Raw genomic sequence first — 12,844 nt, 5'->3', positions numbered from 1 at the left:
TTTTAGTTATCCAACGTAAACATTTTTCTTAATTCAACAGCTTCTGACGGAGTAATTCTTCCGGATAGCAGCAAAGATAATTCCCTTCTGTGAAGGGCTGAGTTATATCTAACTATTTCTTCTTCAGTTTCAGGTACTAAGTCAGGTATTTTTTTAGGTTTCATAAATTCATCTAAAGCTACAAAAGTATATATCCCTTCATTGCTTTTGGTCTTTGTATGATTTATTGCATCATCCACCCATATATCGACAAATACTTCCATAGAAGATCCAAAAGCTCTAGAAACCTTAGCTATGGCCTCTACGGTGCTTCCTAATGGAATAGGTGTTGAAAAGGAAACATGATTAACAGAAGCAGTCACAACTTTAGCTTCAGCATGTCTTTGAGCAGCTATGGCACATGCTCGATCCATTAAAGAAAGTAAATCCCCGCCAAACATATTATTATAAGCATTGGTTTCATTCGTTAGCACAATGGTGGTCATTATGGTCCTTGAATCAGAGGGAGTTTTAGCTTTCATGAATTTCAATTCAATTATAGAGGGAGTAGACCAAAATTTTTGTAAGTAACAAAACTCTTTTCATTCAAACTGAAAATAATTTTTTCTTTTTCAGCTGTAAATGTTCCTAAATTTTCAATGGTTAAATATGGTTCCGATTTTAGAATTTTTTTCCACTCCTTAACTGTTTGATAAACAAAATCTTTAGCTTTCTCAACATCTATTGAATTCAATTCCGCAATTATGCTAGCTAAAGCAATATCATTGAGGTTATGTTGCTGAGTAAAAGATAGGGAATAGGAGGGTGGTAGTAGTTGATTAGTTTCCTTATCCTCTCTCACCGAATTAAATTTTAATTCAAATTTACCAAAAGAAGGTAAAGTAACTTGATTGGTTTCTTGTAATAATAGTATGCAATATTTTATTAGGTCCATAAAGTAAATTTAAAATAAATACATTATTTATCAACTATCTTTATCCCCTTTTTTAACGCTGAAATATATTTTCCCAAATTTAAATAACTTAAGGATGTGATGTATAATTAAAATTCCTCAACGCACGTTTGCTTGTCTTTTAATTTTTTTTTCATGGCGCTAAAAAATTCAGGAGTAATACCAATGTATGAGGCGATATGTTTTTGAGATATTGAATTTTTTAATTCAGGAAACATAATACAAAAATTTCTATACCGTTCTTCTGCAGATAAACTTAATATTTCATATAAACGATTACGTAAGAAAATTACAGAGCGGATTAAACTTTCATTATAATAAAGTTCTAATTTTGGAAACCTTTTAACGGATTCTTCTTTTGCTTTTTTAGATAAAATAAGTATTTCAGTATCTAAATCTGCAACAATATTGAATTTAGCAGGTTGGTTGTATATAATACTTTCATTATCTGCAATCCACCAACCTTTAGATGAAAATTGAAGAACCTGCTCCAATCCTTTTTTGTCGTTAATATAGCTTCGTAAACAACCGGAAAGTACATAATAATAGTTATCTTCAACCTCTTCTTGATGCAAAAGAGAATCTCTTTTGTTTAGCTTTTTAAATTTTAAAATAGACTTTAGATACTCTTTTTCCTCTCTGGAAATAGGCACTACATCATTTATTTCTTCCAATATTTTTTCAAAAATCATAGTATATAAGAGTTTTTAAATCGCTTAAAATATTGTGCTACTTGGTAAGAATTCTCTTCACTATTTTTTTAATAGAGATAGAGAACAATAATATAAGCGATGTTAAAATTTTATAAATACATTGTCTTAACTGTGTTAAATGGTAAAGAACACGTAATCCCTTTTTACTATTTGTAGTATATTATTAGGATTGGTTACGAAAATTAATCTATAAAAAAATTTTTCACAAAAATAATAAACAATTTGTTTATCTATTTAAAATTAAATGGATTTTGAATCTTACATAAAAACTAAACATATTTAGATTACTATACTTATTTAATTATTTAAAAAAATATTGAAATATTAATTTAAAGAATTTTCATTAAATATAAAAACATAAAAATTAATATTCAAATAAATTTTATAAATAAAAATAATAAATAATGTTTATAAAATAATAATAATTAGAAGTTTTATTTGTATAAAAAAGATAATAGCTATGAAATAAATGTGTTTACCTTTTAGAAAAAATATATGTAAGTATATATCCTATAACTTATTAAGGTACAAAATAATTATAGAAGGTAAATTAATCAATAATCCAAACAATTATCATAACATGATACTCCTATAAAAAAATACAATAAGCATAAATTATAGCCTATAATCTATAAATAAATAACAAACACTTAATCCAATTTTAAAACCGCTAAAAATGCAGATTGCGGGACTTCTACTCGTCCAATTTGTCGCATTCTTTTCTTACCTTCTTTTTGTTTTTCTAGTAATTTTCTTTTACGAGATATATCACCTCCGTAACATTTGGCAGTTACGTCTTTTCGTAAAGCTTTAATAGTTTCTCTAGCAATAATCTTAGCTCCAAGTGCTGCTTGAATAGGAATATCAAATTGTTGTCTCGGGATTAATTCTTTAAGCTTTTCACACATTTTTTTACCTATAGTATAGGCATTATCTTGATGAATCAAAGCAGATAAAGCATCCACAGGCTCACCATTTATAAGTATGTCAACTTTCACCAGCTTGGAAGTTCTCATTCCGCAAGGCGAATAATCAAAAGAAGCATATCCTTTGGAAATAGTTTTGAGTCTGTCATAAAAGTCAAAAACCACCTCAGCTAAAGGCATTTCAAAAAATAGCTCTACTCGGTCAGTAGTTAAATACGATTGATTAGTCAGTTCGCCCCTTTTATCAATACAAAGGTTCATTACAGAACCAATAAAATCCGATTTGGTGATGATTGAAGCTTTGATATAAGGTTCTTCCACACGATTTAATGATGTGGGTTCCGGAAGTTCCGAAGGATTATGTACTACAATCGCTTTTTCAGGATCCTTGTTTAAATATGCATTATAAGATACATTGGGAACGGTAGTAACTACAGTCATTTTAAATTCTCGTTCCAAGCGCTCTTGAATGATTTCCATATGAAGCATACCTAAAAATCCGCAACGGAAACCAAATCCTAAAGCAGCGGATGATTCCGGTTCAAAAACAAGAGAAGCATCATTAAGTTGAAGCTTTTCCAATGCAGAGCGCAACAATTCATATTCTTCCGTATCCACCGGATATATTCCGGCAAATACCATCGGTTTTACTTCTTCAAATCCGGCAATAGCTTCAGATGCAGGGTGTTCAACCGATGTGATGGTGTCTCCTACCTTAACTTCACGAGCTTCTTTAATACCACTTATAATATATCCCACATCACCGCAATGTATAACATCTTTTGGGACTTGATTTAGTTTTAAAGTTCCTATTTCATCAGCATCATAGCTCTTACCGGTAGCCATAAATTTCACTTTTTGACCTTTTGATATGCTGCCGTTTACAACCTTGAAAAAAGCCTCTATTCCTCGAAAAGGATTAAAAACAGAATCAAAAATCAAGGCTTGTAATGGAGCATTAGGATCTCCGGATGGAGCCGGGATTCTTTCCACAATTTGCTCCAACAATTCTTCAACCCCTTCTCCGGTCTTGCCACTGGCGCGTAAAACGTCTTCAGGTTTGCAACCGAGAAGATTTACAATTTCATCGGTAACTTCTTCAGGATTTGCAGAAGGTAGGTCAATTTTATTTAAAACTGGAATAATTTCCAAGTCGTGTTCTAACGCTAAATAAAGATTGGATATAGTCTGTGCCTGAATACTTTGTGCTGCATCAACAATTAATAAGGCACCTTCACAGGCAGCAATAGAACGAGAAACTTCATAAGAAAAATCAACATGCCCGGGAGTATCGATCAAATTCAAAACATATTTTTCCCCCTTATATTCATACTCCATTTGAATAGCATGACTCTTAATAGTAATACCTCGTTCGCGTTCTAAATCCATATCATCTAAGGTCTGTTCTTGCAGCTCGCGATCAGAAATAGTTTTGGTTTGTTGTAAAAGTCTGTCTGCTAAAGTGCTTTTGCCATGATCTATATGGGCAATAATGCAAAAATTTCTTATGTTCTTCATATTTTCTACAATAGTGCAAAAATACATTTTTTATAAACAATATAAGGGTGTATTTACTACAAACTGCGAATCTGGGTAAAAAATTTTAGTTGAATTCCTATTATTTCGATAGGAATTATTACATTTGCGGAGTTTTAATCTAAAATAAAACTAAAAAACTTTTTTAAAGAACATCAAAAATAAGAAATGAAAAAACTGAGTTTAACAGAGGATTGGACAGCCACAATCATTGGTGGATTAGTCATAGTATTAGGTATTATTTTATATTCTTCATTCGGGTATACACTAAGTTGGCCTACATTTAAATGGAGCACCGGTGACGATTTATTGTCCAATGTTTTAACAGGTAAAAATTTTATAAACATTTTTATCATTTTTATTGTTTCTTATGTTTTATTATTATTGGCAGATCTGTTACAAGGAAAACCTATGAGTTCAGCAAAAGGGTTTCCCTTACTGTTTATTCTTACTATAGTTGCCATGGTGATTGGCGGAAACTCGGTAATGAATTATTGGGGATTTGAAACCGTAATATTTTGTTTGCTTATAGGATTAGTTATCAATAACTTTATAGGTACTCCGCAGTGGATGAAAGGATGTTTATCTTCTGAAATGTATGTGAAAATAGGATTGATCTTTCTAGGCTCAACCATTATTTTTCAAGATATTATGCAAGCGGGTGCTTTGGGATTAATACAATCAGTAGTAGTAGTTTTCTCTGTATGGTATTTTTCTTTCTGGCTGTGCAAAAAATTCAATATAGATAAGGAAATGTCTATGATGCTTTCCAGTGCGGTATCCATTTGTGGAGTTTCAGCTGCTATAGCAACGGCAGGAGCAATAAAAGGGGATTCTAAAAAATTATCTTATGTAGTATCACTAGTATTAGTAGTTGCTGTACCTATGATTATCATTATGCCGGCATTAGCTAAATTATTAGGATTAGGAGAAGTAATGGCCGGTGCATGGATTGGTGGAACAATTGATACCACCGGAGCAGTTGCTGCAACCGGAGCCGTTTATGGAGAAGAAGCACTTAAAATTAGTACAATAGTTAAGTTCTCACAAAATGTATTGTTAGGTATTGCTGCCTTTTTAATAGCTGTTTATTGGAGCTATACTAAAAAAGAAGGGAATGAGTTTGCTGATAAACCTAATCTAAAAGTAATTTGGGATCGATTTCCTAAATTTGTTATAGGTTTTATCTTAGCTTCTTTGTTATTCTCATTTGTTATTCCAACAGAGCACTACAAACCGGTTCTTGGTGTATTGAAGAAATTTCAAGGATTATGGTTTGCCTTAGGGTTTACCTCCATAGGATTAGAAACTAATTTTAAAACGTTAATTAATAAAGAAAACAGAAAAGCTACTTTAGTATTTTTAGGAGCACAAACTTTTAATGTTGTATTTACCTTAATTATCGCTTATTTAGTTTTTGGTATCGAATGGACTAAAATATAAACAATTACTTTATTATTTTTATTTTGGGAGAGATTAGCAAATAGTTAACTCTCCCATTATTTTTATAAATGTTTTTATTGTAAATAAAGTTACTTTTTAATTTAGTAGAAAAAGGAAATTGACCCGTTGGTTTGTTTTCATATATTAAAATAAACTTTTCCCTTCATAAAGATTATATATTTCCATAATCTCTTTTAGAATCTTTTTGAAATTAATTTTCATGTCAATTAATTTTCCGGATCGTATGTCGAAAATCCAGCCATGAACCTTTAGATTACTTTCAATAATAGCTTTTTGTACAGCAGCGGTTTTAATTAAATTAATGCATTGTTCTTCCACATTCAATTCAATAAGCCGATTGTATTTTTCCTCTGAATCGGTAATTAAATTTAATTCATCTTTATGAATTCTATAAACGTCCCTGATATTTCGCAACCACGGATTTAAAAGTCCCAGGTCTTTAGCCTCCATAGCCTCTTTAACTCCGCCACAATAATAATGTCCACAAACAATGATTTGTTTAACTTTTAAATGATCGATAGCATAAGTTATTACAGATTGAACATTAAAATCTGTGCTAATAACCATATTGGCTAAATTTCTATGGACAAAAACTTCTCCGGGTTTAGCTCCAAGTAACTCTTCTGTTGCTACCCGACTATCAGAACAGCCAATATAAAGAACTTCAGGATTCTGTCCTTCTGATAGCTTATGGAAATACTCCTTATCGATAGATAACTTTTCTGCTATCCATGTTTCATTGTGGGCAAATATTTTTTCAAAATTCATGTATGGATTAATATAGTAGTAAAAAAAATAATGAACAAAAATTTGAAAGAAATCATTTATATCATAATTCCTTTGTTTCCTTTATATACGCTATATTTTCCTGAACCTAAGAAGAAAAGCGCTAATGAGGTTAATAAATAAAATAGGTTAAGTTCAACTTTTAAACCTCCGGTTTGTGATAGTGAAAAACCTTCCATCCCATGCACCAAATAAAAAGTCATAAGCATAGTAAATGCTACTAAAAGGGATGAAATCCTTGTAAAAACCCCTAATAAGATACAAATCGGAGCAAATACTTCCCCTAAAGGAACACCAAGCCAGAGATATTCAGGCAAATTTTTTGAAGTAAGCATTCCTTTTATAAAATCGTGTCCATGATATAATTTAGAGATTCCATGGAAGACCATTAATCCACCTATTGAAACACGTAATAGGAGTTTTCCAAGATCAGAATTCAATTCTTTAGCCATAATTATAATGTAAATTTGATCAAAAATAAATTTTTTATTTCATAAATTCTGTATCTTTTGTAAATAAAATCAAATTTATTATAGTAAAAAATGTATTACAATAAGTTTTACGATAAACGTAATTAAGTGGTATAAAATATGTTTTACTAGATAAAAATAGGGCTTGAATAAGCGATACTTTTACCATATTGTGTATTTATATTAGTCGTAATCAGATATGAAAAGATACTATTATAGAAATAAAAACAAACATTGAAAAATTATATATACAAAAAAGCCCTGTAAAAACAGGGCTTTTTTGAAGGTATATTTTATAAAATTTAAATTTAAAAAGGTTTAATATCAAATACTATTGATTCTAATACTTGAATTACGGCGGCGGTAGTATCTAAAGAAGTAAAACAAGCTACACTGTTTTCAACAGCATTTCGTCGAATTAAAAAGCCGTCTTCTTGGGCCGTACCGTCATTAGAAAGTGTATTAATAACAAATTGAGCTTTTCCTTGTTGCATAATTTTAACAATATTGTTGTCCTCACTTTCAATCTTGTTAATTTCAACAACAGGAATGTTATAATCTCGGAAATACTTGGCAGTTCCTTCGGTAGCCATAATTGTATAACCTATATCATAAAATCTCTTCGCTAATGGGAGAGCCTCGGCTTTATCCTTGTCTGCTACTGTGAATATGGCATTTCCTAAAATAGGTATATTGATTTGACCCGCTCTTAAAGCTTTATAAAGAGCTCTTTCATAAGTAGTATCTTTTCCAATAACCTCACCGGTCGATTTCATTTCAGGGCCTAATGTAATATCTACAGAACGTAATTTAGCAAATGAAAAAACAGGAGCTTTAATGTATATATTACGAGGTTCCGAATAACAATCCATAGCATAACCTTGCTCTTTCAAAGATTGGCCTAAAACAGCTTTTGTTGCTATTTTTGCTAAAGGAATACCGGTTACTTTACTCATGAATGGAATGGTTCGGCTGGAACGCGGATTAACTTCCAGAACATATATTTTTCCGCTCATTAAAACAAACTGTATATTCATTAATCCAATGATTTTAAATCCTCTGGCTAATGCTTGGGTTTGTCTGATAATTTCTTCTTTTTCTTCTTTTGTTAACGTTTGGGAAGGATATACAGCAATAGAATCTCCGGAATGAACTCCGGCTTTTTCAATGTGTTCCATAATTCCGGGAACAAAAACATTTTCGCCATCCGAAATTGCATCTACTTCAATTTCTTTTCCAATTAAATATTTATCAATTAGAATAGGTTGTTTCTCATGAACATTGATCGCTTCTTTCATATATCGTTCCAATTCAGAATCTTGATATACAATTTGCATGGCTCTTCCTCCTAAAACATAAGAAGGACGAATAACGACCGGATATCCAATGGAATTAGCTACATGTAAGGCCTCTTCTAATGTAAATACCGTATCGCCTTTAGGACGAGCGATATTTAATTCGTTTAATTGTTCTTCGAATTTTTTACGGTCTTCAGCTCGATCTATATCTTCGAGCGTAGTACCCAATATTTTTGCTCCGGCATCTATGGCAGCTTGAGCCAAGTTAATGGCCGTTTGACCACCAAATTGAACTAAAACACCGTCCGGTTTTTCTAAATCTATAATAGAAGTGATGGATTCTCTGGTTAGAGGTTCAAAATAAAGTTTATCAGAAATGCTGAAATCTGTAGAAACGGTTTCCGGATTGCTGTTGATGATAATAGCTTCATATCCTGACTCTTTAAGGGCTAAAACACTGTGTACGGTAGCATAATCAAATTCCACCCCTTGTCCGATTCGTATAGGTCCGGAACCTAATACAATCACTTTTTTCTTATCAGAACGAACCGATTCATTTTCAATACCGTAAGTACTGTAAAAATATGGGGTTGTGGATATAAATTCAGCAGCACACGTATCGACCATTTTATACACCGGAATAATAGAGTTTTCCTTTCTCAAAGAATACACTTGCTTTTCTTCCATGCTCCATAATTGGGCAATTTCCCAATCAGAAAATCCGTATTTTTTGGCTTTTGCTAAAACCTCAATATTTTTTGGTTTTTCTTTTACTTCATTTTCAATATTGATGATATGTAATATTTTAGCCAGGAAGAATAGGTCTATCTTGGTTATTTCATGTATTTTTTGAATACTTACACCGTTTCGTAAAGCTTCGGCAATTAAAAACAGACGTTCATCATCGGCATTTTTAAGTCTCTTTTCCAATGTCGTAGGATCATACGGCGTCATATCTTTTTTAGTTAAATGCAAACAACCTATTTCCAAAGATTGTACAGCCTTTAATAATGATTCTTCAATTGAAGTTCCTATAGCCATAACTTCACCGGTGGCTTTCATCTGAGTTCCTAGATGCCTGTTGGCACTTTGAAATTTATCAAAAGGCCATCGAGGGATTTTGGCAACAACATAATCCAGCGAAGGTTCAAAACAAGCATAAGTAGTATTAGTTACCGGATTTTTCATTTCGTCCAGAGTTAATCCTACCGCAATTTTAGCCGCCAATTTTGCAATCGGATATCCGGTAGCTTTAGAGGCCAATGCAGACGAACGGCTAACTCTTGGGTTTACTTCGATGACTATATAATCTCTACTAGAAGGATCTAAAGCAAATTGAACATTACAACCTCCTTCAATTTTTAAAGCGCGGATTATTTTTAATGCAGAATTTCTAAGTAATTGATATTCTTGATCTGCTAATGTTTGACTAGGAGCGAAAACAATGGAATCTCCGGTATGTATTCCAACCGGATCAAAATTTTCCATATTACAAACTACTATGGCATTGTCATTGGCATCCCTCATTACTTCATACTCAATTTCCTTATATCCGGCAATACTTTTCTCTATAAGACATTGATGAACCGGACTGTATTTTAATCCGGAATCAGTAATTTCCCTTAGTTCGGTTTCATTTTCTGCTATTCCACCTCCGGTGCCTCCCAGAGTAAAAGCAGGTCTAACAATTATCGGATAACCAATTTGATTAGCGAATTCCACCGATGACTCCACGTCATTAACAATTATACTTTCTGCAATAGGTTCATTAATGTTTTCCATTAATTGTTTGAACAAATCTCTGTCTTCGGCCTGCTCAATGGAAGATAATTTGGTTCCGATAATTTCAACATCATATTGGGCTAGAGTACCTGCTTTAGCTAATTCAACGGCAAGATTAAGTCCGGTCTGTCCTCCCAAAGATGGTAACAACGCATCGGGACGCTCTAATGCAATAATTTGTTGAAGAAAATCTAATGTTAACGGTTCCATGTATACCTTATCGGCAATTTCTTTATCGGTCATGATCGTTGCAGGATTCGAATTAACAAGAACGACTTTGTATCCTTCTTCCTTAAGAGCCAGACAAGCCTGGGTTCCCGCATAATCGAATTCAGCAGCTTGTCCGATAATGATAGGTCCTGAACCTATTACAAGAATTTTATTTATATCTGTGCGTTTTGGCATGTTGTTTTTTTAATTTTTAGTTTGAAGTAATGACTTCAGTTTATATGAATTTTTACTAATTCTTTTACATTAATCCTTTTTAACCTAGTAATAATTCGATAGTGCTTAACTATTCGGATATAAAGAATTTTATTATTTATTTTTAAACTCTTCTACCATAGACATAAAGCGGTTAAATAAATATTCGTTATCATGAGGCCCCGGACTGGATTCGGGATGGTATTGGACAGTAAATGCCCTATTCTTTTTATCCTGTAATCCTTCTATAGTTCCGTCATTTAAAGCTCGATGCGTTACTTCTAAAGTTGTGTTTTGTAAAGATTCTTCATCAACTACATATCCGTGATTTTGAGAAGTTATATACACTCTGTTAGTGGCAAGTTCTTTTACCGGATGGTTGGCACCTCTGTGTCCGAATAACATCTTAAAAGTTTTAGCTCCATGTGCAAGAGCATATAATTGGTGACCTAAGCAAATTCCGAATATCGGGGCTTTACCGCTCAATTCTTTTATAGTATTTATAGATTCGGTTAATTCTTCCGGATTACCGGGACCATTGGAGAGCATAATTCCATCGGGGTTTAGTTCTAATATAGAGCTTGAATCTGTATTATAAGGTACTACCACTACATCACAATTTCGTAAGCATAATTCTTTTAAAATGCTTTTTTTCATTCCATAATCTATCAATACAATTCTGTGTCCTTCTGCAGGAGCACTATAGGCTCTTGGTGTAGATACTTCGGGAACGTGATGTCCTAACTTGGTCTCTTGTAAAGATTTAATTACTTCATCAATGTTTTCATTTTCATCACAGAATTTACCTTTCATACTGCCTTTGGTTCGTATGGTTTTTACCAAGGCGCGGGTATCAATACCGCTTAAACCGGGAATATTTTGTTTTTTCAAAAAAGAATCGATGTTCATTTGGCTTTTCCAGTGAGATTCTGTTTCAGCGTATTCATGAACGATAATTCCACCTACAAAAGAATTAAGGGATTCAAAATCGCTGGAATTAATTCCATAATTCCCTATTAATGGATAGGTGAAAACAATAATTTGTTTGTGGAAGGAAGGATCTGATAAGGTTTCTTGGTAGCCGGTCATTCCTGTGGTAAAAACAACTTCACCGATTGTGAATTGGTCACTCCCAAAGCCTTCGCCATTAAATACTAATCCGTTTTCTAATACTAATTTTCTTTTCAAGGGTTGTTAATTTATTATAGTGGTTTGAATATGGTTATGAATTAAAAACATAGTTAAGCACAGCAATTCTGGCAAAAACTCCATTCGTCATCTGCGTAAATATTCTTGATTTTGAAGATTCGATAAGATCCTCATCAATCTCAACATTACGGTTAATAGGTGCCGGATGCATAATGATTGCCGAGGATTTCATTTTATCGGCTCTCTGTTTTGTTAATCCATATAATTCTAAAAAATTTTTTTCGTCATATTGTTTCGCATGTCTTTCGTTTTGATTCCTTAATAGCATCACAACGTCTGCATCTTGTATTACTGAATCAAGAGAAGCATAGGTTCCCATAGTCATACTGGAATCTCTCCAAAATTCCGGAGTCGCAAATGTTATAGAAGATCCCAGTCTTTTTAAAATTTTAGCATCTGAATGAGCTACTCTGCTATGTATCACATCGCCAACAATTACTATATTCAGATCTCTAAAAGTACCGAATTCCTCATATATGGTTACTAAATCCAATAAAGATTGGGTGGGGTGGTCTCCGCAACCATCTCCGGCATTAATGATGGGCACATCGATTTTTGTAATTAAATCATCATAAAATCTATCTTGCATGTGTCTTATAACAAAACATTCAACCCCTATGGAATTTAAAGTTTTAACAGTATCATAAAGAGTTTCACCTTTTTTAACACTTGAACTTTCTGCATCAAAATATATAATTTCCATTCCTGTTTTTTTCTCAGCCATTTCAAAGCTGAGTTTGGTTCGAGTACTATTCTCGAAAAACAGGTTGGATATATAATGATTAGATAGATTTGGAAAAGCTTTTTTCTTTTTAAAGCTTATCGCATCATCCACTAATTCCTCAATCAAACTTAGATCAAGATTTTCTAAAGTGATAAAATGATTCATTATTTGTATATTAGTTTAATTGGTGTTATAATAGTGTAATTTTTATTATTGCTATTTAAAAATAAAAAAAAACATCTTAAATAATAAGATGTTTTAAATGAATATTTAAAAAAAATATTTCCGGTATCTTCTAAAGATGATTTCTTGCCCTGAATCTGGAATAGTAGAGGGATAAACTTTTTATAAAAAGTAATTCTTCCTTTTTTGTTTATTATTTTAGGTAATGATTCAGAGTTATTCAAAAGATTTAATTAGTGTGATTATACAAACTGTTTTTTTTATTAAATCGATTTTTTAAAATCCTACAAAGATAAGTTGTTTTTTTTGATTGTGCAATTTAAATTTTTATTTATTCAAAATATATATGTTTCTAAAGCAAAATAAAAATTTATATAC

General features: G+C 32.2%; 10 protein-coding genes. 1 reads left to right on the top strand and 9 read right to left on the bottom strand.

Annotated features, from left to right (window positions below; translation table 11 throughout):
• Positions 1-2: 2 nt before the first annotated feature.
• The 4 genes from C4S75_RS00200 to lepA all read right to left on the bottom strand — a co-directional run bounded on the left by C4S75_RS00200 (position 3) and on the right by lepA (position 4,109).
• A complete protein-coding gene (locus C4S75_RS00200) occupies positions 3-521 on the bottom strand; it encodes an acyl-CoA thioesterase (protein WP_105296303.1) in 519 nt (172 codons plus the stop codon).
• A gap of 14 nt (positions 522-535) precedes the next feature.
• Positions 536-934, bottom strand: coding sequence for a hypothetical protein (locus tag C4S75_RS00195; protein WP_105296302.1), 399 nt, complete (start codon positions 932-934; stop codon positions 536-538).
• A 107-nt stretch (positions 935-1,041) separates the two neighbouring features.
• Positions 1,042-1,644, bottom strand: coding sequence for a Crp/Fnr family transcriptional regulator (locus C4S75_RS00190; RefSeq protein ID WP_105296301.1), 603 nt, complete (start codon positions 1,642-1,644; stop codon positions 1,042-1,044).
• Positions 1,645-2,315: 671 nt separating this feature from the next.
• Positions 2,316-4,109, bottom strand: coding sequence for a translation elongation factor 4 (lepA, locus tag C4S75_RS00185; protein WP_105296591.1), 1,794 nt, complete (start codon positions 4,107-4,109; stop codon positions 2,316-2,318).
• 186 nt (positions 4,110-4,295) lie between these two features.
• Here lepA and C4S75_RS00180 point away from each other — a divergent pair, with 186 nt between their 5' ends.
• Positions 4,296-5,570, top strand: a complete 1,275-nt coding sequence (locus C4S75_RS00180; protein WP_105296300.1) for a YeiH family protein — start codon at positions 4,296-4,298, stop codon at positions 5,568-5,570.
• A 144-nt stretch (positions 5,571-5,714) separates the two neighbouring features.
• Here C4S75_RS00180 and C4S75_RS00175 read toward each other — a convergent pair whose 3' ends face one another.
• The 5 genes from C4S75_RS00175 to C4S75_RS00155 form a co-directional block, all read right to left on the bottom strand.
• Positions 5,715-6,359: a carbonic anhydrase gene (locus C4S75_RS00175; protein WP_105296299.1), complete on the bottom strand. Its 645-nt coding sequence runs from the start codon at positions 6,357-6,359 to the stop codon at positions 5,715-5,717.
• A 56-nt stretch (positions 6,360-6,415) separates the two neighbouring features.
• Positions 6,416-6,829 carry a DoxX family protein gene (locus C4S75_RS00170; protein WP_185116728.1) on the bottom strand — a complete coding sequence of 138 codons (414 nt, stop codon included), beginning with the start codon at positions 6,827-6,829 and terminating at the stop codon, positions 6,416-6,418.
• Between the two features lie 326 nt (positions 6,830-7,155).
• Positions 7,156-10,332, bottom strand: coding sequence for a carbamoyl-phosphate synthase large subunit (carB, locus tag C4S75_RS00165; protein ID WP_105296298.1), 3,177 nt, complete (start codon positions 10,330-10,332; stop codon positions 7,156-7,158).
• A gap of 132 nt (positions 10,333-10,464) precedes the next feature.
• The gene (locus tag C4S75_RS00160; protein ID WP_105296297.1) at positions 10,465-11,538 is read right to left on the bottom strand and encodes a carbamoyl phosphate synthase small subunit; all 1,074 of its coding nucleotides are present in this window, start codon (positions 11,536-11,538) and stop codon (positions 10,465-10,467) included.
• A 34-nt stretch (positions 11,539-11,572) separates the two neighbouring features.
• Positions 11,573-12,448, bottom strand: a complete 876-nt coding sequence (locus tag C4S75_RS00155; protein ID WP_105296296.1) for an aspartate carbamoyltransferase catalytic subunit — start codon at positions 12,446-12,448, stop codon at positions 11,573-11,575.
• Between the last annotated feature and the right edge of the window lie 396 nt (positions 12,449-12,844).

The sequence above is a fragment of the Apibacter sp. wkB309 genome, assembly GCF_002964915.1.
In the GTDB taxonomy this organism is placed as follows: Bacteria; Bacteroidota; Bacteroidia; order Flavobacteriales; family Weeksellaceae; genus Apibacter.
Note: the sequence above shows the minus strand (reverse complement) of the source record. Positions and strands in the feature narration are given on the sequence as shown.

Bases quoted from the DNA above. Each gene is read 5' to 3' on its own strand.
- C4S75_RS00200 (WP_105296303.1), bottom strand. From the start codon at position 521: ATGAAAGCTAAAACTCCCTCTGATTCAAGGACCATAATGACCACCATT.
- C4S75_RS00195 (WP_105296302.1), bottom strand. From the start codon at position 934: ATGGACCTAATAAAATATTGCATACTATTATTACAAGAAACCAATCAA.
- C4S75_RS00190 (WP_105296301.1), bottom strand. From the start codon at position 1,644: ATGATTTTTGAAAAAATATTGGAAGAAATAAATGATGTAGTGCCTATT.
- lepA (WP_105296591.1), bottom strand. From the start codon at position 4,109: ATGAAGAACATAAGAAATTTTTGCATTATTGCCCATATAGATCATGGC.
- C4S75_RS00180 (WP_105296300.1), top strand. From the start codon at position 4,296: ATGAAAAAACTGAGTTTAACAGAGGATTGGACAGCCACAATCATTGGT.
- C4S75_RS00175 (WP_105296299.1), bottom strand. From the start codon at position 6,359: ATGAATTTTGAAAAAATATTTGCCCACAATGAAACATGGATAGCAGAA.
- C4S75_RS00170 (WP_185116728.1), bottom strand. From the start codon at position 6,829: ATGGCTAAAGAATTGAATTCTGATCTTGGAAAACTCCTATTACGTGTT.
- carB (WP_105296298.1), bottom strand. From the start codon at position 10,332: ATGCCAAAACGCACAGATATAAATAAAATTCTTGTAATAGGTTCAGGA.
- C4S75_RS00155 (WP_105296296.1), bottom strand. From the start codon at position 12,448: ATGAATCATTTTATCACTTTAGAAAATCTTGATCTAAGTTTGATTGAG.